The organism is Streptomyces sp. NPDC088762, assembly GCF_044750905.1.
Classification (GTDB): Bacteria; Actinomycetota; Actinomycetes; order Streptomycetales; family Streptomycetaceae; genus Streptomyces.
The window spans coordinates 599,793-620,966 of record NZ_JBIVKT010000003.1 but is presented as its reverse complement, the minus strand read 5'-3'; the positions used below and the strand labels follow the sequence as shown (position 1 = coordinate 620,966).

Here is a 21,174-nt window from a genome sequence, read left to right as displayed (position 1 = left end):
GGCCGTACGCATGGCCGCGGACGGCTGTTCGGCGGTTTTAGGTCATGTCCCGGTCCACCCGGCCACGCGTCGGGCGGCCGGTACCGCACACCGCACACCGAACTGGGGGGTTCATGCGCAGAACCAGCAGGTCCCAAGGGTTCACCGCCGCTCTCGCCCTGGCCCTGGCCGGAACCGGCGCGGGCCTCGGCCTCGGCCTCGCCCCGCCGGCGGCGGCCCTCACTCCGCCCGTCGCCTTCACCGCCGACGCCCTGCCGACCTGGCAGCCCAACGGAGTCGTCTGGGCCCTCGCCCAGGCCGGCGGCCAGGTCTTCGTCGGAGGCACCTTCTCCGCCGTACGCCCGCCCACCGGCGGCGCCGGCAGTGAGCGGCCCGCCGTGAACTTCGTGGCGCTGGACGCCGCGACCGGCGCGCCGACCTCCTGCACCCTGTCCTTCACCGTCGGCTCGGGCACCGCCACCGTCCGCGCGCTCACCCTCTCGCCCGACAAGAAGACCCTCTACGCCGGCGGCTACTTCGGCGCCGTCAACGGCACCCCCGTCTCCAGCCTCGCCGCCGTCGACGTGGCGAGCTGCACGGTCAAGGCCTCCTTCCGGCCCGCCTTCGCGGCCACCGTCCGCGCCCTCGCCGTCACCGCCGACACCGTCTACGCGGGCGGCGACTTCCTCACCGTCGCCGGCCAGGCCCGCGCGCGCTTCGCCGCGGTCGACGCGGCCGACGGCACGCTGCGCCCCTTCACCGCCGACGCCGACGAGCCCGGGCGCGCCGTCGAGGTGACCCCCGACGGCAACAACGTCGTACTGGGCGGCGACTTCTTCACCGTCAACGGTGCCAACACCCACGCGCTGGCCGTCGTGAACGCCACCAGCGGAGCCCTCACCAAGGCGTACCCCGGCTTCATCGAGACCAACTCGGTGGTCAAGGACATCGCGACCGACGCGACCGGCTTCTACACCGCCAACGAGGGCACGGGCGGCGGCGTCTTCGACGGCCGCATCGCACTCGACCTCGACGACCTGGGCCAGCGCTGGCGCGACACCTGCCTCGGGGCCACCCAGGCCGTACTGCCGTACCAGAACGTGCTCTACAGCGCCTCGCACGCACACGACTGCTCCAGCGTCGGCGAGTTTCCCGACGGCCGGCGCCACCACCTGCTTGCCCAGCCCACCACCGGCACCGGCAAGCTGGGCTGGGCCCCCGACACCAACGACGGCATCGGGGAGGGCATCGGCCCGCGGGTGATGACGGTCGGCTCGAAGGACGGCGTCCCGTACCTGTGGGTCGGCGGGGAGTTCACCACCGTCAACGGCGCCGCGCAGCAGAGCCTGACGCGCTTCGCCTCCACCGGGGACACCGGCGCGCCCAGCGTGCCCGTCGCCAGTGCGGTCAGCTTCAAGCCCGGCGAGGCCCAGGTGCGCTGGCGCACCAGCCTCGACCTGGACGACAGCGCACTCACCTACAGGATCTACCGCAACGGCGCGGGCACGCCGATCGCCACGGTCACCGCGGACTCGCTGTTCTTCCGGCGCCCGCAGGCCTCCTGGACCGACACCACCGTCACGCCGGGGCAGACGTACACCTACCGGGTGACGGCGACCGACGCGGCGGGCAACACCAGCGCCCTGTCGGGTACGGCCGCCGTGACGGTCCCGACCTCGGTGGACGGCTACCCGAACCAGGTCCGCGCCGACGGAGCACAGCAGTACTGGCGCTACGACGAATCCGCCCTGCCCTTCGTCGCGGACTCCTCGGACGGCGGCAACCGGAGCGGCGTGCACCTGAACGCCCCCGCCCTGCGCCAGAGCCCGGGCGCGGTCCCCGGCGCGAGCACGGCGATCGGCTTCAACGGCACGGACACCCAGGTGTACGGGGACAAGCGGCAGACCGTGGGCAGCACCTACACCATCGAGACCTGGTTCAGGACGAACACCACCCGGGGCGGCAAGCTCTTCGGCTTCGGCAGCAACCAGGAGCGCGGCAGCAACCAGTACGACAAGCACCTCTACATGACCAATGACGGGCGCCTGGTCTACGGCGTCTACACCGGTGCCACCCGCACCATCACCACCACCGGCACCTACAACGACAACCAGTGGCACCACGCCGTCGCCACCCAGGGCCCCGGCGGGATGACCCTCTACGTCGACGGCGTCCAGAAGGGCACCCTCGCCGTCACCACGCACGAGAACTTCTCGGGCTACTGGCACGCCGGCGGGGACAGCCTCGGCGGCTGGCCCGACCGCCCCACCAGCGAATACTGGGCGGGCCAACTGGACGAGACCGCCGTCTACCCGACCGTCCTGAGCGCGGCGCAGGTGCAGCACCACTACGCCCTCGCCACCGCCCCGGGCGACTCGGTGGTCCAGGTGACCGCCGCCGAGGACACCTACGCCAACGCGGGCGCGCCCGACGGCAATTACGGCACCTCGGGATCGCTCGCCGTGCGCGGCACCTCGTTCTACGCGAGCTACCTCCGCTTCGACCTGCCCGCCCCGCCCGCGGGAACGGTCCTGAAGTCGGCCGTGCTCGCCGTCAAGACGAGCACCATGAGCGGAGCCGGAACGACGGACACCGTCTCCGTCGTCCCCGTCACCGGCGCGTGGACCGAGGGCGGAACGACCTACGACAACCGCCCCGCACTCGGCGGCCCGGCGCTCGGCGGCTTCGCGGGCGTCCCGGACGGCTCGGCGGTGCACACCACCGGGCTGAACACCACGGCGGTCGCCGCGGCGCTCGGCGGCTCCTACAGCCTGGCCCTGACCAGCGCCGGCACGGACGCCCTGTGGCTCTGGTCCTCGGAGGCACAGGCCAACGAGGGAACCCCCCGCCTGACGCTGACCTTCGGCGCCCCGTAGCCGCACCAGGCGCTCCCCCCGGCCGGCGTGTTGCACGTGCGCCACCCGGACCGGGGGGTCAGGCGATCGTGTACGTGAAGGTGTACGCGACGGAGGCGTCCCCGTGGCGGCAGGTGAACCCGCCCGAACCGGTCAGACCGGCCAGGTCCCCGGTGCCGGAGCCGGGGACCACCTCGAAACGGCAGGTGGTGCCGGTGGCGTCGAAGCCGCCGCGCTCCTCCAGGACGAAGGTTCCCTTGCGGCCGTCGACACCGCCCGAGACCAGTTCCATGCCGGAGTAGGACCCGACGTTCTCCCCGGTGTAGGCGATCACGTACGAGCAGGAGGTCGCGGCCGCCTCGATCCCGCCGGAGAAGGCGTTGGTGACCGTGGCGTGCGCGAGGCGCGGAGTGGAGTCGGGGGAGCCGACGGGCTGTTCCTGCCAGTCGGTGAAGGTGAAACGGCCGGCGGTCTCGACGGTGGTCGGCGTGGGCATGCGTGTCCTCTCGGCGGGCCGGACGGTCTGCTCCGCCCGGCATGACCCCAGGCTGGCAGCCGTACCTGACACCTCCTGTCAGGTACGGAGTCCGGTACCGCGACAATGGCCGCCATGCGCGCCGACCGGCTCCTCTCCCTGCTCCTGCTGCTCCAGAACCGCGGCCGCATGACCGCGCCCGAACTGGCCGAGGCGCTGGAGGTGTCCGTCCGCACCGTCTACCGGGACGTCGAGGCCCTCGGCGCCTCCGGGGTCCCCGTCCTCGCCGACCGCGGCCCGGCCGGCGGATACCGGCTGGCGGACGGCTACCGCACCCGCCTCACGGGCCTCACCGACACCCAGGCCGGTTCGCTGTTCCTCGCCGGCGCTCCCGGACCGGCCCGGGAGCTCGGCCTCGGCGCCGACCTGGCCGCCGCCCAGCTGAAGCTCCAGGCCGCGCTGCCCGCCGCGCTCGCCGGCCGGGCCCGGCAGATCCAGGACCGCTTCCACCTCGACGCCCCCGCCTGGTTCCGGGACGCCGACCCCGTACCGCACCTCGCACGGATCGCCCAGGCCGTCTGGGACCAGCGGATCCTGCGCACCCACTACCGCCGGTGGCGCGGGGAGGTGCACCGCGAACTGCATCCGCTCGGCCTCGTCCTCAAGGGCGGCATCTGGTACCTCGTGGCCCGGACCGAGGGGACGGTGCGCACCTACCGCGTCTCCAGGTTCCTGGCCGTGGACACCACGGAGGACGGCTTCGAGCGGCCCACCGGCTTCGAACTCGCCGCGTACTGGCGGGAGTCCACCGACCGCCTCGATGCGGCCCTGCACCGGCAGACCGCCGACCTGCGCCTCTCGCCCCGCGGACAGCGGCTGCTCCCGATGTGGTTCGGCGCCGCGGGCGTACGGGCCCTCGCCGACGCCGGCCCGGCCGACGCGGACGGGTGGGTACGGACCGCCCTCCCGGTCGAATCAGCGGCCGTCGCGGTCGGCGACCTGCTCCGCATGGGCACGGACGCCGAAGTGCTCGGACCACCCGAACTGCGCACCGCCCTCGCCGATACGGTCGCGGCCCTGGCGGAGCGGTACCGGGCCTGAGGCGGTCTGTCCGCGGTCCGCGGCGCCGGACTCCCAACGGACCTCGCCGTCCTGGTGGTACGGGGTCGGGCGCAGCCCGCAGGCCGCGGCGACCGCCGCCGAGGCGGCGTGGTCCGGGTGGACGTGCGCGACCAGGCGGCCGATCGGGACGTCCGCCAGGAAGCCGGCCAGGATCCGGGCGGCCTCGGTGGCGAACCCGCGGCCCTGCCAGGGGGTGCCGATGATCCAGGCCAGCTCGGCGAGGGCCCGTTCCGGGGTGACGGTGGCCTGCACGGTACCGATCAGCCGTCCCGGCCCGCGCAGCCGTACGACCCAGTTGGCCCAGACGACACCGGGATCGGGGGAGCCGCCCGCCAGCCGCTCGTACCGGGCGCGCAACGCGTCGGCCGGCAGCGGCTCACCGCCGATGAAGGCATGCAGGGCGGGGTCGTTCAGGACACCGGCCATCTCTTCGGCGTGCCCGGGCTGCAGCGGAACCAGATCGACCCGCCGCCCGGGCGGTGTGAGGCGGCGGCTCAGGTGCAGGGCGAGCTGCCGCGACTGCGCGGCACCTCCCCGGCCGGTGCCGTCCCCCCGTGTGCCATGTGTGTCCATCGGTCAAGTGTCTCCCGGCACAGGGGCGTGGCCGGCCGGTTCCGGGGGCGCGGGCGTCAGCGAGGGGGCTCCACCTCGAGGAAGCGCCGCCTGCGCGGGCCGCGGTAGAGGAGGCACACCCAGCCGAGGCGTTCCAGCGCGGCCGCGCACGCCGTCAGCCGCTCCTGCTCCTCCTCGGCCGCGCCGCTGCCGCGCGGGCCGACCCAGGTCACCTCCGCGCGCCCCGCCTCGGGGGCGGCGCTCACGCGGTATCCCGTGCGCACGGGCAGTCCCCGGGAGTCCACCGCGGAAGGCGGGATCCCCGACGCCTCCAGGACGAGGGCCACCGCGCGCGGCAGCTGCCGTACCTCCCACGGCGCGGGAACCGCCGTGCCCGCCGGGCCGTTGACCAGACGGCGGATCTGCAGCAGCCCCTCGTACGCCGTGCGCAGCTCCGCCGCCCGCCCGGCATCCGGCGGCGTGGCCGGACCGTCGCCGGTCGCCGCCTCGAAGCCCTGCCCCGACACCGGCATCGCCCACCGCCCCGTCCGTCTGAGTACGTCGTCCCCAACGGCCTGAGTATCCGCCCCGATTCCCCGCCGTGCCGCCGCTGGTCGAATGAGGCCATGACCTCCGCGACCTCCCGCCCCCGCCTGCAGCACGTGACCACCGCCGGTTCCGCCCTCGCCGTGGCCCTGGTTCCCCTCGTCGTCGGCGTGCTGCTCGCCAAAGCCATGGCCGCGGACCCGATGACCCCGGTCAACGCCCTGATCGCCGGGGGCGGACAGCGCGCCTCCCTGCCCCGCGGCGAATGGCGCCGGCGCGGTCACGGCACCCTGCGCCGGCTGCGCACCGCGCGCCGTGATACGGCCCGCCGGTGCGCTCACGTCTGCGGCCGCCGCCCCTGAGACGGCCCCTCCCCCTGCGCGCCCAGCCACGCCCGGGCCGCCCGCGGCGTCCGCAGCCGGACCACGCGCAGCGGCGCGAACCTCGGATCGGCGGCCCGGCGGCCGATCTCCACCCGCCTCGTCCCGTATCGCGTCCAGGCCCACCTCACCGGATGGTCGGCCCGCAGCCACTCGCGCCAGGCCTCCCGGTTGCCGCCGAACAGCCGCTCGCGCAGCAGGCTCCGGCGCAGCGAGCGGAGCACCACGCGCCGCATGACCACGTGTCGCGGGTGGTCCAGCCAGACGACGGTGTCGGCCCGCTCCCACAGCAGGTCCCGGACGGCTCGGGGGCCGAGCGAGTCGAAGACCCACCGCTCGGTCCCGGCGAGCCGCGCCGTGTCCTCGGCGAAGGTCGGGCTGACGGCCCACCCGGGACCGGCGAAGTGAAGGGCGTCCATCTCGTGGAACGGCAGGTCGAGCCGCTCGCCCAGGGCCCGGGCCAGGGTGGACTTCCCCGCTCCGCTGATCCCGACCACCAGTACGCGTCGCATCCGGGCACGGTAGGCCATGCCCGGGCCGGGGCACGAGGCCCCCGCGGGGGCGGGTCAGCGGCCGTACTGGCGCAGGCAGAGGTCCACGATGGACGGCGGTACCGCGCCCTCGGCGGCCGCGCACAGCTCGTCCGCCCCCGGCGGCGGGACCGGCTGGCGGCGCGGGTGGGGAGGCGCGGGTTTGGCCGCGCGCGGGCGGCGGGTGGTCGCCGCCGGCTTCGCGGGCCGTGCGGCGGGCGGCCGGGCAGCCTTGGCGTGGGGCCGCCCGGGGGCCGGAGCCTGACGCGGGCCGGCCTGCGGATCGGCGGGATCAGGCACGGGCGCCCCCGGCAGCTTCCCCAGGGGCAGCGCCTCCGGCACCCCCGGGGGCGGCACGGAATCCCGTACGGGAACGGGCGCGGGAACCGGAGCCGCGTCCTGCGGGCCGACGGAGACGCAGCCGGCGCTCGTGAGGAGCGCGAGGAGGGAGAGGGGCACGGCCCGGCGTAACAGCATCCGACCACCTTGCCGTACGGCCCGGCCGGCACCGTCCCCCGTCTCACGCGTCCGGGTGACGCCGCCGGAGCGGAATCGATTCGCCGCCGGAGCGTGGACAGTGGGTGGTCCTGGATCCACCGGTATGGGAGGGTCACCGCAGCAGCAGCGCGGGTGCCGGCGGAGGCGCGACCTCCGGTACCCCGTGCCGCCGTGTCCTGCCCGCCGTTCCGCCCGTACGGAGTACCGATCCATGACCGCAGCCGCCGCGCCCGGCAACCCCGCGCCCGCTCCGGAACCCGAGCCCGCCTCCGGTACCGGGGCCGGCCGCGCGCACACGTCCCGCGTACCGGGCGCCAGACCGGAGCGGGACTCCCTGCCCGGGCCCGGTTCCGCGCCCGATTCCGGGCCGGGCCCCGCAGCAGCCCCCCGCCCCGCATGGAAGGGCTGGGCGGCCGTGTGCGCCGTCGCGCTCGGGATCTTCTGCCTGATCACCTCCGAGCTGCTGCCCGTCGGGCTGCTCACCCCCGTCGGGGCCGACCTCCGCGTGTCCGACGGCACCGCCGGGCTCATGGTGACCGTGCCGGGGCTGGTCGCAGGCCTCTGCGCACCGCTCGTCACCGTCGGCGCCGGCCGCCTCGACCGGCGGCTCGTGCTCTGCGTACTCATCGCCCTGATGGCCGCCGCCAACCTCGCCGCCGCCGCGGCGCCGAACTTCGCCGTCCTCCTGGCCGCCCGCCTGCTCGTCGGAGTCAGCGTCGGCGGTTTCTGGGCCATCGCCGGGGGACTCGCCGTCCGGCTGGTCCCCGAGCGCCACGTCGGCCGGGCGACCGCGCTCGTCTTCGGCGGTGTCCCGACCGCCTCGGTGCTCGGCGTTCCCGCCGGCACCCTGCTCGGCGAACTGGGCGGCTGGCGCAGCGCCTTCGCGGCGGTCGGCGTCCTCGGACTCCTCACGCTGACCGCGCTCCTCCTGCTGCTGCCCCCGCTGCCGCCGACCCGGCACATCACCTTCCCCGAACTCCCCGCCCTGCTCCGCGGGAACCGTGCCGTGCGTGCCGGAGTGATCGTCACCTTCCTCGTGGTGACCGGGCAGTTCGCCGCCTACACCTTCGTCCGGCCCATCCTGCAGGACGTCTCGGGCATCGACGCCGCGTACGTGAGCACCCTGCTGCTCGGCTACGGCGCCGCCGGGGTCGCGGGCAACTTCGTGGCCGGGCCGCGCGATCCGTACCGTACGGTGCTCACGGTCAGCGCCTGCCTCACCGGCATCCTCGGCCTGATCGCCGTCCTGCCGGGAGCGGCCGCCGGGACCGTGCTGCTGCTCGCCTGGGGGCTCGCGTACGGAGGGGTCTCGGTGAGCCTCCAGAGCTGGATGAACACCGCCGCGCCGGCCGCCACCGAGGCCGCGTCCTCGCTGATGGTGGCCATGTTCAACCTGGCCATAGCCGCGGGCGCGCTGCTCGGCGGCCTCGCGGTCGACGGCATCTCCGCCCCCGCCGCCCCGTTCGGCGGAGCCGCCCTGATGCTCGTGGCGGCGGTCACGGTGTGGGTCACGTCCGTCCGCCGCCGGCCCGGTGCCCTCAAGTGATCCGTCGGCAGAGAGCGGATGGACGGGGGCAGATCGGACATCCGGCTTGACCCGGCCGTGCCCGGAGGTGAAGAGTGCGCCGGTCGAGAACCACCGCTTGAGCTGCACTTCGGAGATGTCCCAGATGCTCGTGTCCGTCCGCTCATTGCCCGTACCGGGGCTCGCCCCGGCCACGACCGGCGGTTCCCTCGCACTCGGCGGTACGCCCGGCCGCGCTCCCGGCGGAGCCGCCGTACGCGCCGTGACGGTCCCGGCCGCCCGGCGGCGCGGGGCCTGACCGGCCGGGACGGGGCCGGCACCGCACCGCCGCGCCGGCCCCCGACCCAGCCGGGGAGACACATGTCCGACCACTCCGATGAGAGCGGGACCGTCCCCGACGACCGCCTGTTCATACGCCCGTACGTGGCCTCCTCGGGCGTACCGCCCCAGCAGGCGGCAACCGGCCCGGCCTGGCCGAGCGGGCCCGCGCCCCTTTCCGGCCCGGTGCCGGACCGGGAACCTGCGCGCGCCGCCGCCGGCCCGGCCGCCGCTCGGGCTGCGCGCGGTGGTGCCGGCGCCCGTGTCAGTGCGGGGGCCGGTGCCGGTGGCTCCGGTCGTCGTGCCGCCGGCCGCCGCGAGCGGCGCCGGGTCCCGCCCTCCGCCGTCGTGGCCCTGACGGTGCTCGCCGCGGCCGGGGTCCTGGTGTTCCTGCTGGGCGGCTCCGATCCGCAGCCACCGCCCCGGTCCGCACGGCCCCCCGACCTGTCCGTGCCCGCGCTCCCCGCGCGCAGCCCGGACGCCGCCGGCGCGACCTCGGCCCCGGCCGACGACCGCCCGTCCGCGTCACCGACGGCCTCCGGCCCCACCGCTCCGGCCGCGAGCCGCAGCGGGCAGCCGACGCCTCCGCCGAGCGCCTCCGCAGCGCAGCCGTCACCCGGCGCGGCGGCCGGCACGCTGCGCCCGGGGGACCGCGGGCCCGAGGTGAGCGAGCTGCAGAGGCGGCTCTACGGGCAGGGGTTCACGTACGTCTCCGTCACCGGCGTGTACGACGGCCAGACCCGCCGCGGTGTGGCCCAGCTGCAGAGCGACCGGGGCATCACCGGCGACCCGAAGGGGGTCTACGGCCCGGCCACGCGGGCCGCGTTCGGCTGAACGGGCCAACGCGGAGTCCGGGCAGGCGCGCGCGGTCTCACTGGTCCCGCCCGTGAGGGCGGAGCTGTTCCACCAGCTCGGCCAGGTCCTCGCAGACCTGTTCGATCTGGAGGCGGACGTTGTTCTGCTCGGTGACGAGCGCCGCCAGCAGCAGACCGGTCAGGGCCGCGGCCCCGTTGAGCGCCTGGAGGGTGACCATGATCTCGAAGAGGGTGTGGCGGGCGAACGCTCCGGTGCGGTCGCGCGCCGCCGAATTGGCCATGACGGAGACGAGCAGGGCGCACGGCGCGCTCCCGGCCAGCTGGAAGCGGACCGCCGCCCAGATGAGGAGCGGGAAGACGAGGTAGAGGAGGGAGAGGGAGCTGCGGGTGATCACGAAGGTGAGGACGACGGCGGCGACCACCAGCGCCGCCGACTCGCCCAGGCGGTAGCTGTCGCGGGGCAGCCGGGCCCTGCGCAGGACGAGCAGGAGCGGGGTCACCACGAGCACGCCCATCGCGTCCCCGGCCCACCAGGCCGACCACGTCGACCAGAAGCTCGCCAGGGCCAGGTCGCCGGTGAGGATCAGGATCCAGGTCCCGGCGGTCGAGCTGATCAGCATCGGCACCAGGCCGCCGAGGAAGACCAGCGCCAGCCCGTCCCGCAGCCGGTCCAGCTCGACGCGGAAGCCGGCCCGGCGGAGCATCAGGTACGCGCACACCGGAGCGAGGGTGTTGCCCGCGACGATCCCCCCGTCGGGGAGGAGGTCGAACGTGCTGATGCTCTCGATGGCGAGGTAGGTGCCCAGGGCGATCCCCGGCCAGACCAGGACGCCCCGCCACAGGAGCGCCGCGAGGGCGATGCCCGTGGGCGGCCACAGGGGCGTGACCATCGCGCCCTCGACCACCACGCGCTGGAGCAGGCCGATCCGCGCGCCCGCGTAGTAGGCGACGGCGACGGCGAGGATCCACAGAACAGCTTCGGGGAGGCGTCGCCATTCCTGGTTGCGCACCACAGCATCAGACAACAGTCGCCGCGCCTGGGCGGGCCGTGACACGCGCTTGGCCGCTCGGTGGCTCGGGGGCTCAGTGGCTCGGCGGGTCAGACTCGGCGGCTCGCGGCGTCGTGCCGGAGGACGAGTACGGCGGCGTCGTCGGCGTGGCCGGTGGAATCGGCCACCTTCATCACCTCGGCGGCGATCTCGTCGGGTTCGGCGGCCGCCGCCTCCCTGACGACCTGCGCCACCCGCTCCAGCCCCACGTCGATCGGGAACGCCGGCCCTTCGACCACCCCGTCCGTGAGCAGGACGATCGCGCCCGCCGTCGTCAGCCGGCGCCGGGTCACGGCGTATCCCGCGCCGGGCAGCATGCCCAGCGGCAGCCCGCCGTCGTCCTCGGTGATGCCGTACTCGCCGTCCACGGTGGCCCAGACCGAGGGGACGTGTCCTGCGCGGGCGCTCTCGAACTCCCAGGTCTCGGGGTCGAAGCGCAGCAGGGTGCACGTGGCGAAGAGGTCGCCGTCCGTCGAGAGCAGGACGTCATTGGTCCGGCTCAGGACCTCGCCGGGGTCCTCGACGACGGAGCCCACGGCACGAAGTCCGATCCGGACCTGCCCCATGAAGGCGGCCGCCTCGACATCGTGCCCCTCCACGTCGCCGATGGAGAAGGCGAGCGCCCCGTCGGGCAGCCGGAAGCCGTCGTACCAGTCACCGCCGATGTCCAGGCCGTCCCGGGCAGGCGCGTACCGGGCCGCGGCCCGCAGCCCCGGCAGGACGGGCAGCGAGGCGGGCAGCATCGCACGTTGCAGCACCTCGGCCAGCCGCACCCGCGCCTGCTGCAGTTCCGCCCCTTCCCGGGCCTGGGCGGTGAGCCGGCCCAGCCTGGACAGGAGGTCGGCGCTCGCGGCCCGCGGATGACGATGCGGGCTCATGGGCCACTCCTTCCGCCGCGCGAAAGGCCCGTGCTCATCATATTTGCGGTCGGCGCGGTGCGCTCAGGCAGCGGCGGCCCGGCCTGCTCCGGGGCCGTACCGAGGCCGTACCAGGGCCGTTGCGGACCTCAGCGGCCGCCGGAGACCCGAAGCACGGCTCCCGTCGTGTACGAGGCCTCCGGGGACAGCAGCCAGGCGATCGCCCCGGCCACCTCCTCGGGCTGCCCGGGCCGGCCGAGCGGGATGCCGGCCGCCGCCCGGGCCGGCCGGTCGGGGTCGCCCATCGCCGCGTGCATGTCGGTTTCGATGATGCCGGGCGCCACGGCGTTGACCCGGATCCCGTCCGGGCCGAGCTCCTTGGAGAGGCCGATGGTCAGGGCGTCGGCGGCGGCCTTGGTCGCGGCGTAGTGGACGTAGTCCCCGGGGCTGCCGAGGGTCGCGGCGGCCGAGGAGACGTTGACGATCGCCCCGCCGCCCGCCGCGGCCATGTCCCGGGCGGCCCGGCGGCAGCACAGCAGGTACCCCAGGAGGTTGACCTCGACCACGCGCCGCAGGTCCTCGGTCCGGGCGTCGGCGAGCCGGCCCAGCGGGCCGGTCACCCCGGCGTTGTTGACCAGCCCCGTCACCGTGCCGAGTTCCGCGCCGGCGATGTCGAACAGCCGCTCGACACCGCACTCCTCGGAGGTGTCCGCGCGTACGGTGACACAGCGCGCCCCCGCGGCCCGTATCCGGTCGGCGGTCTTCTCGGCCGCCTCCTCGTCGTGGACGTAGCCCAGCGCCAGGTCGTGTCCGTCCGCGGCGAGCCGCAGGCAGGTGGCGGCGCCGATCCCCCTGCTGCCCCCGGTGACGACGGTGACCGGACGACGATGTGACATGTGAGCCTCCCCTATGAGCCGCGCCGCAGTGCCTTCGCGGCGCGGCAGGCTAACACCCCTCCGAACGGGCCGCAGCGGCGCGCCGCGACAGCAGCGCCCTGCCGACGCGCCACCAGAAGTGCGGCGTTTCCAGGTCGGCGGGGTGGCGGCGCATGTTGACCACGTCGAGGAAGCGCTCGTTGACCCAGGCGTCCGTCACGGAGGCCTCGCCCAACCGGTCGGAGAGGGCCTTGGCGAGCCGGTAGCCGCGCGGGTAGGGCCCGGTCACGTGGGGCCGGGCGAGGTCCGAGAGGGTGGAGACCTTCCACGCCGCGTCGACGACGACCCGCACGTGCTCGAAGTAGCCGACGGCCGGCGCCCTGAGGTCGGCGCCCTTGCGAAGGTGGGCGGCGAGGCACGAGGCGTGCAGGAAGGCGGAGGTCATCCCCTGGCCGTAGACGGGGTTGAAGGAGGCGACGGCGTCCCCGACGGCGAACAGGCCGCCGGGCAGCCGCTCCGTCCGGGACCAGTTGCGCCGCATGGAGTGCGCCATCGTGTACGTCTCGACCTCGCCGAGCAGCTCGCACCGTCGGGCGACGACGCCGAACGGCTCGGCCTCCATGGCGCGCATGCGCTGGAGGAAGGCGTTCCGGTCGCGGCTGAGCCTGCGGTCCGCGTAGGCGGCGATGACCACCATCCAGCGGTCGCCCTCGACGGCTGCCATCGCGCCGGTGTCGGGCTGCCGGTCCAGGGTGGCCGCGAGGGGCAGCTGGTGCGCGACGCGTACGCCGGGCAGTTCCGCGCCGCGGCGGAACAGGCCGGTGGCGTAGCCGAGGTCGATCCTCATGCGGTCGACGGGCGGCTCGGGCCAGCCGCCGTCCCGCAGCCAGGAGGTCAGCCGGCTGGAGCGGCCCATGGCGTCGACGACGGCGTCGACCGCAAGGCAGGTCTCCGGACCGCCGTCGGCCCCCTGGAGAAGGACGCCGGTCACGCGCCCGCCCTCGAAGCGCAGGCCGCAGGCCCGGCCCCGCACCACCGTCAGGTGCTCGTCGGCGAGGGTCCGGCGGCGGATGCGGTCCTCCAGGAGGCGGCGCGTGGTCCCGATGAGCTCGTTGCCCGGGACGGCGACCTTGCGCGTACCGCCCGCGAACAGCTGGATCTCCTCTCCGGAGCCCAATACCGCCCCGTGCTGCACCAATTCGTCCGACAGGCCGGGGAACCAGCGCTCCGCCTGCGTGCGCCCCATGTCGAGCAGTGCGTGCAGCTGCCCGCTCTGCGGCACCCCCTTGCGGCCGGCCCCGGCTCCTTCCGCCACGCCGCCCAGGCCGTCGGGCTCGACCAGGGTCACCCTGACCCCGGAACTCCGTAACGCCCGAACAGCGGCGAGTCCCGCGACACTTCCGCCCAGGACCGCAACGTGCTGCATGAGGTGTCTCCCCTTCCCGGAGCCCCGAGCGGGGCTTCCCGTCAGCACCCTACGGCCGCCCCCGCGGCGGGAGGACCCCTACCTCCTGCTCCGCCCTGCCGGACCCCCGCGCCGCGGGGCGCGCACACGGTGGTGCGCCCCCCGGGGCACGGGCCGTCCCGCGCGGGGCGGGCCGGCGTCCACGCCGTTGCGGACGTGCTCCGGAGCCGGTCCCGGCTGCCCGTGCCGGCCCGCGGCCATGACGAGCGCGGCGATGCCGAGGACGAGCAGCCAGGGCGGGAGCGCCTCGACCAGTGCGGGGATCAGGGCGAGGGCCGGCGCCAGGCCCCGGCCGGCCGCGTGCCGGGACCACCGTCCGCCGGCGGTGGCGATCCGGGCCCTCGTCCCGTTCGTCTTCGTCTTCGTCTTCGTCTTCGCCGACCGGTCGGTGTCGTGCGCCTCGTTCGTCATCCGCGTCATCGGTTCCAGCCCCTCGTCCGGGTGATTCCGTCGATGTCCCACCAGGAGACCAGCGCCCGGGGCGGAGCACAGGGCTCACAGAGGGGGCTCACGAATCGGAGCGAAGGCTCATGTCAACTGCCCTTCACTACCATGGAGTTCGGGACGCGCCTGACGTTGAGGGCAGGAGACTCCGATGGCGGAGCAACCACAGCACGCGGTGAACCACCGGCTGGTCAAGGTGATAGAGGAATCCGGGATCAGCCACAAACGGCTGGCCTTCCGGCTGAATGAGATCTGCCGTTCCGAGGGGATCACGACCGAGTACACCCATACCTCGGTGGCCAACTGGTGCCGCAGGGGCATGCAGCCCAAGTGGCCGGTGCCGCAGCACATCGGCACCGTGCTCACCGAGGTGCTCGGGCGGCCGGTGAGCGCCGCGGACATCGGAATGGACGGGGCCCGTCCCGGCCGGTCGGCGGGGCTCACCTTCCCCAGGGACCGGCAGCAGGCGGTCGACGAAGCGACCTCGTATTGGAGCATGGTGAACCGACGGAACTTCCTTGCCGCAGCGCCCTTCGCGGCCTCCGCGTTCTCCGAGCCCGTGACCCGGTGGCTGGTCAGCCCCACCGAGCCGGTGCCGGCCTCGTCCACGACCGCGACCATCGGCCGCACGCACATCGAGGAACTCCGGGCGGCCGCCGACGCGGCCCGGACCTGGGACTCGCGGTTCGGCGGCGCGGCGTGGAAGTCCCAGTCGCTGAGCGAGTACCTCTACACGCGGGTCACGCCGCTCCTGCGCGGCCGCTACTCCGAGCAGGACGGACGCGAACTCTTCTCCGTGACGGCCGAGATGGCCCGGCTGGCCGGCTGGACGGCCTTCGACGCGGGCGAGCACCAGAAGGCACAGCGGCACTACATCCAGGCGCTGCGGATGGCCAAGGCCGGCGGTGACATCCACCTGGGCGCGTACATCCTCACCACCATGGCGATGCAGGCGATGATGCGGGGCTTCTCCTCGCAGGCCATCGACATGGCACAGGGCGCCTACGAGCGGGTTCCGGCCGCGGATCCCCGCGTACTGGGCTTCGCCAAACTGATCGAGGCCAGGGCGCACGCGAGGGAGGGCGACGCCCCGGCGGCGTCCGCGTGCCTGGCCGCCTCCGAGCGGCTGCTGGAGCGGGGGGAGACGGAAGGCTCGGGAGAACGCGCCTGGATCGACTTCTTCACCCGCCAGCGGGTCATCACCGACGCCACCGAGAGCTTCCGCGACCTCGGACGCCCCAAGTCCACCTTCGCCTGGCACGCGCTGGGTGCGATGCCCGGAGACGCGTTCGCCCGGTCCCGAGGGATCCGCCTGTCCGTGCTGGCCACCGCCCACGCCCAGCAGGGAGAGCTGGAGGCCGCCCTGTCCCTCGGCCGGGAGTCGCTCCAGCTCTTCTCCCGCCTCCAGACGGTCCGTGGGATCGACTACCTCAGGATCTTCACGAACGCGCTCCATCCCTGGAGGCACGAACCGCGGGTCACCGAGTACCTCCGCGACGTACGCACCCTGGCCGCGAGCCTCGCGGCGGCATGAGGCAGGGCACCGGCCCGCCTCCCCGCTCGGGCAGGATGGGAGCGTGGAGATGACGGAACTGGCGGCGCGGGCCCGCGCGCTGGCGGGCGGCCGCCGCCAGGAGGAGAAGGACCACAGCGGCGGCGGGAGCGGTCGGCGGCGCATCCTCGGGATCGCCGGGCCGCCCGGAGCGGGCAAGTCGACGCTCGCCGGGAGACTGGCCGAGGCGCTGGGACCGGAGCTGGCGGTGGTGGTGCCGATGGACGGCTTCCACCTCGCCCAGGCCGAATTGGGGCGCCTGGGCCGCGCCCACCGCAAGGGAGCCCCCGACACCTTCGACGTGCACGGCTACACGGCCCTGCTCCGCCGGCTGCGCGAACCGGGCGACGGTACGGTCTACGCACCGGCCTTTGACCGCTCGCTCGAGGAGCCGATCGCGGGGAGCGTCCCCGTGGGGCCCGCCGTACCCCTGGTGATCACCGAGGGGAACTACCTCCTCCACGACGCGGGGGAGTGGGCCCGCGTCCGGCCCCTGCTCGACGAGGCGTGGTACCTCGCACCCGACGACACCCTGCGCGTCCGCCGCCTGATCGACCGCCACGTGCGCCACGGCAAGGACCCCGCGCAGGCCCGTGCCTGGGTGATGCGCTCGGACGAGTCCAACGCCCGCCTGATCGCCCCCGGCCGAGAGCGGGCGGACCGGGTCATCGGCTGGTGAAGGCGAGGATGTCGCCGACCGCCTCGCGCAGGGTGGCGAAATGGCGGTGCACCCCGTCCACGGCGACGGGCGCGTTGACCCCCCACACCGTCATCCCGGCCCGCAGCCCGGCCTGCACGCCGGACGGGGCGTCCTCGATCACCAGGCAGTCCTGCGGGTCGGCGCCGAGCCGCGCGGCAGCCCGCAGGTAGGGCGCGGGCGACGGCTTGCCCTCCTCGACCGCGGCCGCGTCGACCAGGACCTCGGGGACCGGCAGACCGGTACGGGCGAACCGGCCGCGCACCCGGTGCTCGTAGTTCGAGGTCACCAGCGCCCAGCCCCCGGGGCGGAGGGCGGCCAGCAGGTCCGAGGCGCCGTCGAAGGCCCCGTAGACACCCGACCGGACGTCTTCGTCCTCCAGCTCGTGCAGTGCGGCCAGGCACTCCCGCGGGTCCCGGTCCGGTGCGACCTGCGCGAAGGTCTCGACGGGCCTGGTCCGCAGGGCCACTCGGTGGACCTCGTCGGGGTCGAGCGCGTGGCGCTCCGCCCACGTGTGCCACACACGCCGCTGGTTGTCGACGGCGTCGATCAAGGTGCCGTCGACATCGAACAGGACATACCGCTTCGGTTCGCCGATCATGTCCCGATCATGTCAGCGGCGGCCCGGCCACCGGTCCGGAGGATGACGCACGTGCCCGTACGGGCTCTTCTTCCCCGCCCGCCGCGCTTCTCGGAACGGGCGCCGCCCGCGTGGTGGGATGGGGCCCGGGGGTGGGTCCACCAGCTCACGGAGAGGTCGGGAACATGGCCGAGGCCACCATGCGGGCGATGGCGTACGAGACGTACGGCGGGACGGAGGTGCTCTCCGAGATGCGGCTGCCGGTGCCGAAGGTCGGGCCCGGTGAGGTCCTCGTCCGGGTGAAGTGCGCGGCGGTCAATCCCGTCGACTGGAAGATCATGGCGGGCGGCCTCGACGGCATGATGGACGCCTTCTACCCGGTCGTCCCCGGCTGGGACGTGGCCGGCACCGTCGAGCGCGTCGGCCTCGACGTACCCGAGTACGCCGAGGGCGACGAGGTCATGGCCTACGCCCGCAAGGACCACGTGCGCGGCGGCACCTTCGCCGAGTTCGTCACCGTGCCCGTCCGCGCCCTCGCGCACAAGCCCACCTCCCTCGACTGGGCGGAAGCCGCGGGGCTGCCGCTCGCCGGGCTCACCGCCTACCAGCTGCTCACCCGGCTCGGCACCGGCAAGGACGACACGGTGCTGATCCACGGCGCGGCCGGCGGAGTCGGATCGATGGGCGTGCAGATCGCCCGCGCACTCGGGGCGCGGGTCATCGGCACCGCCTCGCCGCGCAACCACGACCGGGTGCGGGAGCTCGGCGCCGAGCCCGTCGCGTACGGGGACGGGCTCGCCGAGCGGGTTCTCGCGCTCGTCCCCGACGGCGTGACCGTCGCCGCGGACTTCGTCGGGGGTGTCCTCGACGTCACCCGCAAGGTCCTGCACGACGACGGCCGGCACGCCTCCATCACCGACCCCACCGTGCTCGGTTCGGGCGGGCAGTGGATGTGGGTCCGCCCGGTCGGCAGCGACCTCGCCGAACTGGGCCGGCTCGCCGACTCCGGGCAGCTGAAGGTGCCGATCGCCAAGACCTTCCCGCTGAACGAGCTGGCGGCGGCCTTCGAACTGAGCCAGGGCGGACACGCCGCCGGAAAGATCGTCATCGAGGTTTGACGCGCGGCCTGCCGGCAGGGCGCCGTCCCGGCGGCATCCGGTACGTCACCCCGCGGCTGCCGGGCCCACGTCGGGAACCTCGCCACAGGCCGCCCAGGTGACCTCGACGCCGGGCAGACCGCGCGACCACGGCTCGGCCGCCGCGGCCAGCCGGGTCGCGTCCGGCGCATCGGCACCGAGGCCGATCGCGTACCGGACGCGGCCCGGGGCCGGGTCGAAGGGGTGCGGCCAGGCGTGCGCGTCCGCGATGCCGGCCTCCTCCAGGGCGCCGAGCAGCGCCCGCAGCCGGCCACGGGTCCGGCCCAGCGCCTCCTCGAACTCCCGCTCCCCGGGCGCCCGTACGGTCACCACCGCCCAGGCCGCGTGCCGGCGGTGCAGCGGGGGCGCGGCCAGGACGGCGCCGACATCGCCGGGGGCCGCGTCCAGCAGCTCCCAGGCCCGGTACAGCTCCCGCCCCAGCAGGTCCCGTAGACCCGGCCCCACTTGGGCCGTGCAGCTGCGGACCGGCTCGGAGGGGGTGAGCACCGTGACCGGATCCGGCCCCGGAGCCGCGGGGGCGTCGGTCAGGCCGACCGGGTCCCGCCAGTCCCAGGCCGCCCAGGTTCCGAAGAAGTCCAGGCGCAGCGCGGCCGGGGAGAGGTCGCGGGCCCCGCGGACCGTGCGCGCGGCGAGTACGGCCCAGGCCAGCCCGGGCAGCCCGCCGAACGGCGCCGAGTCCAGACCCCGGGCCCGGGCCCAGGCCTTGACCTCGCGCGCCAGCCGGGCGAAGGCGGCGTGCTCCGCGCCCTGGTCCGTTCCTCGCTCCGCGCCCACGAAGCCCCGTACGGCCTCCGCGTCGCTCACCGCGCTCAGCGCGACGGCGGCGGCCTCGCCCAGTTCCGCCCGCCGCGCCACCGCCTGCGCCGGATCGAGCGCGCCGGTGGCCACGACGACCAGGTCCACATCCAGTCCCGCCACCCGGAACCGCAGCCCCGGCACCCGCGCGCCCGTCACCTCGCGCAGGCGTACGGCGTCGGGGAGCGCGGCCGCCACCCGGTCCCGCACTCCGGCGATACCGGCCGCCCCCGGGAGCACCGCCACCAGATCGAGGTCCGCCCCGGGCAGCGCGCAGCCCATGCGGCGCGATCCGGCCACGTGCACCACGCCGTCGGCCAGCGCGCCGGCGATCCGCGCGGTGACCGACTCCGCGGCGCCCGGCGGCTCGACGCCCTCCTCGGGCGCGGGCTCCGGCAGCCACCGCACCCGGCCCGTGCCCAGCTCCACGACCGCCCGGGTCCGCATCGGCCCGTCACCGCGCCGCGAGAGCACGGCCAGCTCCCCGACCCGGGCGACCAGCTGCTCACGGTCCGGCCCGTCGCCGAGCCGGGCCGCGAACTCCGCGAGCGCCCGCTGCGGATCGCTGCTGCGCCCGAGCGTCAGGTGCGGGGTGTAGCCCTCGGCGCGCCCCCGGCACCCCGGGAACCGCAGGGTCAGCGCCCGGCGGAGCTCCTGCCACGGTGCGTCGCCGGCTGCCGCCGGATCCAGCCACAGGGTGGCGTCCTCCCGGTGGCCGAAGCTGTCCACCCCCTCCAGCCGTGCGGTGAATGGTGGCGTCGCCGAGGCCACTTCGGCGAGCAGCGGCAGGGCCTCCTCGAACGAGGACTCGGGGACGAAGCCGAACAGCAGGTTCACGTGCGCGGGCCAGCGGTCGGCCTGCGGGTCGTACTGACGCCTCAGCTCCTCGATCACGGCGGGGAGTTGCGGTGGAAGCCAGGCCACGGCCGTGCGTGCCGTCGCCGGTGTGCCGAGCCGCGCGGGCGGCCTGCCGCTCGCCGCCCCGCATTCCAGCGTCGCCTCCACCCCGTAGTGGTCGGAGACGAAGAGCCCTTCCGGGCCCGGTGCGTTCCCCCGCAGCGCCGCCGCCGTGACCCGGGCCTCGGAGGGCGTCAGCAGGATCCGGTCCAGCCGTGCGGCCCGCCCTGACAGGGAGGCCACCGCGGCCAGCGGATTGGCCACCGGATCGAAGGTGGGGGTATCGTCCGCCGGCCCGTGTACCTCGCTCCAGGCGTCCCGCATCCCCAGGACGCCCGCGGGCCCCTCGGACCCGGACCGGCCGTCGTTGAAGTCGCCCAGCAGGGCCACGGCGGCCCCGATCCCGCCCAGGCCCTCGGCGAGGCGGGCCGTCTCCGTGACCCGGCGCAGCTCTCCGCCGTCGGTGTGATCGCTCGTCAGGTGGGTGGCGGCGACGACCAGAGGTCCGGCCGCCGTGTCCACCGTCACCGCCGTGACCGCCTTGTGCGGGCCGAACATGTGCAGCCCGGCCTCCCGCACCGGCAACCGGCTCAGTACCAGCAGCCCGCAGTCGGCGACGTCCCGCCCGCCCGGATCCGTGCCGACCGTGTACCCGGCCCGCACCCACGGCGCCGCCAGCAGCATCGCCAGCAGCGACGGCTCGACCTCCTGGAGCGCGATGACATCGGCGTCGGCGGCCGCCAGCTCGGCCAGCAGGAGCGGCCTGCGCCGCGCGGTGGCGATCCGCGGGGCGTCGTAGCGGTCCCAGAGCGTGTTCCACGTCAGCAGCCGGACGGTGTCGGGGGCGCCGGCCCCGCCGAACCCGGGCGCCGGCACCGGCACGGGCCGCCAGGCGCCGCCGGCCGAGGGATCCCACGCGTGCGGGGTCCGGGCGGTGAAGAACGGGGCCCGCAGCAGGCGGGGTTCGCGCACCCGTCCCGCCTCCGTGACGTCGATCCGGTCCACCCCCGTGGCCCGGTCCCACACCAGCTCACCGTCCGCCTCGACGAACAGCACCCGGTGCCAGGGGATGTCCCCGCCGGGCACGAAGGCAGGCAACGGAACCCGCTTGGGGGCGGCCCCGCGCTGGAGCAGACCGAGCACGAACCGCGCCGGATCGAACCGCGGGTCCCAGCGGACCTGGTGGTAGAGCTCCTCACTGGTACGCATCG

General features: G+C 75.1%; 20 protein-coding genes and 1 pseudogene. 9 read left to right on the top strand and 12 right to left on the bottom strand.

The annotated features are described in order from the left end of the window. The first annotated feature begins 113 nt into the window (after nucleotides 1–113). Nucleotides 114–2,855: a DNRLRE domain-containing protein gene (locus ACIP5M_RS11365; RefSeq protein ID WP_401194958.1), complete on the top strand. Its 2,742-nt coding sequence runs from the start codon at nucleotides 114–116 to the stop codon at nucleotides 2,853–2,855. A gap of 58 nt (nucleotides 2,856–2,913) precedes the next feature. On the opposite strand, the gene ACIP5M_RS11360 is transcribed toward ACIP5M_RS11365, so the two are convergent. Continuing rightward, complete coding sequence (locus ACIP5M_RS11360) at nucleotides 2,914–3,330, bottom strand: DUF3224 domain-containing protein (protein WP_401194956.1); 417 nt, start codon at nucleotides 3,328–3,330, stop codon at nucleotides 2,914–2,916. 114 nt (nucleotides 3,331–3,444) lie between these two features. Here ACIP5M_RS11360 and ACIP5M_RS11355 point away from each other — a divergent pair, with 114 nt between their 5' ends. Next, nucleotides 3,445–4,410: a helix-turn-helix transcriptional regulator gene (locus ACIP5M_RS11355; RefSeq protein ID WP_401194953.1), complete on the top strand. Its 966-nt coding sequence runs from the start codon at nucleotides 3,445–3,447 to the stop codon at nucleotides 4,408–4,410. A 30-nt stretch (nucleotides 4,411–4,440) separates the two neighbouring features. Here the strand turns inward: ACIP5M_RS11355 and ACIP5M_RS11350 are convergent. Then, nucleotides 4,441–4,857: pseudogene (locus ACIP5M_RS11350) on the bottom strand (GNAT family N-acetyltransferase); the annotation flags it as partial. Nucleotides 4,858–5,060: 203 nt separating this feature from the next. Then, nucleotides 5,061–5,516 carry a hypothetical protein gene (locus ACIP5M_RS11345; protein ID WP_401194950.1) on the bottom strand — a complete coding sequence of 152 codons (456 nt, stop codon included), beginning with the start codon at nucleotides 5,514–5,516 and terminating at the stop codon, nucleotides 5,061–5,063. Between the two features lie 93 nt (nucleotides 5,517–5,609). On the opposite strand from ACIP5M_RS11345, the gene ACIP5M_RS11340 reads away from it, so the two are divergent. After that, entirely contained in the window at nucleotides 5,610–5,891 is a 282-nt protein-coding gene (locus ACIP5M_RS11340; protein WP_401194947.1) for a hypothetical protein, read from the top strand. Here ACIP5M_RS11340 and ACIP5M_RS11335 read toward each other — a convergent pair. Beyond that, nucleotides 5,867–6,421, bottom strand: a complete 555-nt coding sequence (locus ACIP5M_RS11335; RefSeq protein WP_401194945.1) for an AAA family ATPase — start codon at nucleotides 6,419–6,421, stop codon at nucleotides 5,867–5,869. The two genes, ACIP5M_RS11340 and ACIP5M_RS11335, sit on opposite strands and share 25 nt — an antisense overlap. Before the next feature lie 54 nt (nucleotides 6,422–6,475). Beyond that, nucleotides 6,476–6,916 carry a hypothetical protein gene (locus tag ACIP5M_RS11330; RefSeq protein ID WP_401194943.1) on the bottom strand — a complete coding sequence of 147 codons (441 nt, stop codon included), beginning with the start codon at nucleotides 6,914–6,916 and terminating at the stop codon, nucleotides 6,476–6,478. Between the two features lie 232 nt (nucleotides 6,917–7,148). Here ACIP5M_RS11330 and ACIP5M_RS11325 point away from each other — a divergent pair, with 232 nt between their 5' ends. The 3 genes from ACIP5M_RS11325 (at nucleotide 7,149) to ACIP5M_RS11315 (ending at nucleotide 9,614) form a co-directional block, all read left to right on the top strand. Next, entirely contained in the window at nucleotides 7,149–8,483 is a 1,335-nt protein-coding gene (locus ACIP5M_RS11325) for an MFS transporter (protein ID WP_401194941.1), read from the top strand. A gap of 115 nt (nucleotides 8,484–8,598) precedes the next feature. Next, nucleotides 8,599–8,760, top strand: a complete 162-nt coding sequence (locus ACIP5M_RS11320) for a hypothetical protein (protein ID WP_401194939.1) — start codon at nucleotides 8,599–8,601, stop codon at nucleotides 8,758–8,760. A 62-nt stretch (nucleotides 8,761–8,822) separates the two neighbouring features. Beyond that, nucleotides 8,823–9,614: a peptidoglycan-binding protein gene (locus tag ACIP5M_RS11315; protein ID WP_401194936.1), complete on the top strand. Its 792-nt coding sequence runs from the start codon at nucleotides 8,823–8,825 to the stop codon at nucleotides 9,612–9,614. 37 nt (nucleotides 9,615–9,651) lie between these two features. Here the strand turns inward: ACIP5M_RS11315 and ACIP5M_RS11310 are convergent, their stop codons facing one another. The 5 genes from ACIP5M_RS11310 to ACIP5M_RS11290 form a co-directional block, all read right to left on the bottom strand. Continuing rightward, nucleotides 9,652–10,608: an MASE1 domain-containing protein gene (locus ACIP5M_RS11310; RefSeq protein WP_401195104.1), complete on the bottom strand. Its 957-nt coding sequence runs from the start codon at nucleotides 10,606–10,608 to the stop codon at nucleotides 9,652–9,654. 86 nt (nucleotides 10,609–10,694) lie between these two features. Next, nucleotides 10,695–11,522 carry a PP2C family protein-serine/threonine phosphatase gene (locus ACIP5M_RS11305; RefSeq protein WP_401194934.1) on the bottom strand — a complete coding sequence of 276 codons (828 nt, stop codon included), beginning with the start codon at nucleotides 11,520–11,522 and terminating at the stop codon, nucleotides 10,695–10,697. Between the two features lie 128 nt (nucleotides 11,523–11,650). Further along, complete coding sequence (locus ACIP5M_RS11300) at nucleotides 11,651–12,397, bottom strand: SDR family oxidoreductase (protein WP_401194931.1); 747 nt, start codon at nucleotides 12,395–12,397, stop codon at nucleotides 11,651–11,653. A 49-nt stretch (nucleotides 12,398–12,446) separates the two neighbouring features. Then, nucleotides 12,447–13,802 (bottom strand): FAD-dependent oxidoreductase, encoded by a 1,356-nt coding sequence (locus ACIP5M_RS11295; protein ID WP_401194930.1) that lies wholly within the window; start codon nucleotides 13,800–13,802, stop codon nucleotides 12,447–12,449. Nucleotides 13,803–13,880: 78 nt separating this feature from the next. Next, entirely contained in the window at nucleotides 13,881–14,261 is a 381-nt protein-coding gene (locus ACIP5M_RS11290) for a hypothetical protein (protein ID WP_401194927.1), read from the bottom strand. Nucleotides 14,262–14,436: 175 nt separating this feature from the next. On the opposite strand from ACIP5M_RS11290, the gene ACIP5M_RS11285 reads away from it, so the two are divergent. After that, nucleotides 14,437–15,819, top strand: coding sequence for a sporulation protein (locus ACIP5M_RS11285; protein WP_401194925.1), 1,383 nt, complete (start codon nucleotides 14,437–14,439; stop codon nucleotides 15,817–15,819). A gap of 49 nt (nucleotides 15,820–15,868) precedes the next feature. Next, nucleotides 15,869–16,516 carry a nucleoside/nucleotide kinase family protein gene (locus ACIP5M_RS11280; RefSeq protein ID WP_401195103.1) on the top strand — a complete coding sequence of 216 codons (648 nt, stop codon included), beginning with the start codon at nucleotides 15,869–15,871 and terminating at the stop codon, nucleotides 16,514–16,516. On the opposite strand, the gene ACIP5M_RS11275 is transcribed toward ACIP5M_RS11280, so the two are convergent. Beyond that, nucleotides 16,503–17,135, bottom strand: a complete 633-nt coding sequence (locus ACIP5M_RS11275) for an HAD-IA family hydrolase (protein WP_401194922.1) — start codon at nucleotides 17,133–17,135, stop codon at nucleotides 16,503–16,505. The two genes, ACIP5M_RS11280 and ACIP5M_RS11275, sit on opposite strands and share 14 nt — an antisense overlap. Nucleotides 17,136–17,314: 179 nt before the next feature. Between ACIP5M_RS11275 and ACIP5M_RS11270 the strand changes: the two genes are divergently transcribed. Then, on the top strand, nucleotides 17,315–18,232 hold the full coding sequence (locus ACIP5M_RS11270) for an NADP-dependent oxidoreductase (RefSeq protein WP_401195101.1): 918 nt from the start codon (nucleotides 17,315–17,317) through the stop codon (nucleotides 18,230–18,232). Nucleotides 18,233–18,277: 45 nt separating this feature from the next. Here ACIP5M_RS11270 and ACIP5M_RS11265 read toward each other — a convergent pair whose 3' ends face one another. Continuing rightward, nucleotides 18,278–21,172 (bottom strand): poly(A) polymerase, encoded by a 2,895-nt coding sequence (locus tag ACIP5M_RS11265; protein ID WP_401194919.1) that lies wholly within the window; start codon nucleotides 21,170–21,172, stop codon nucleotides 18,278–18,280. Nucleotides 21,173–21,174 lie beyond the last annotated feature (2 nt).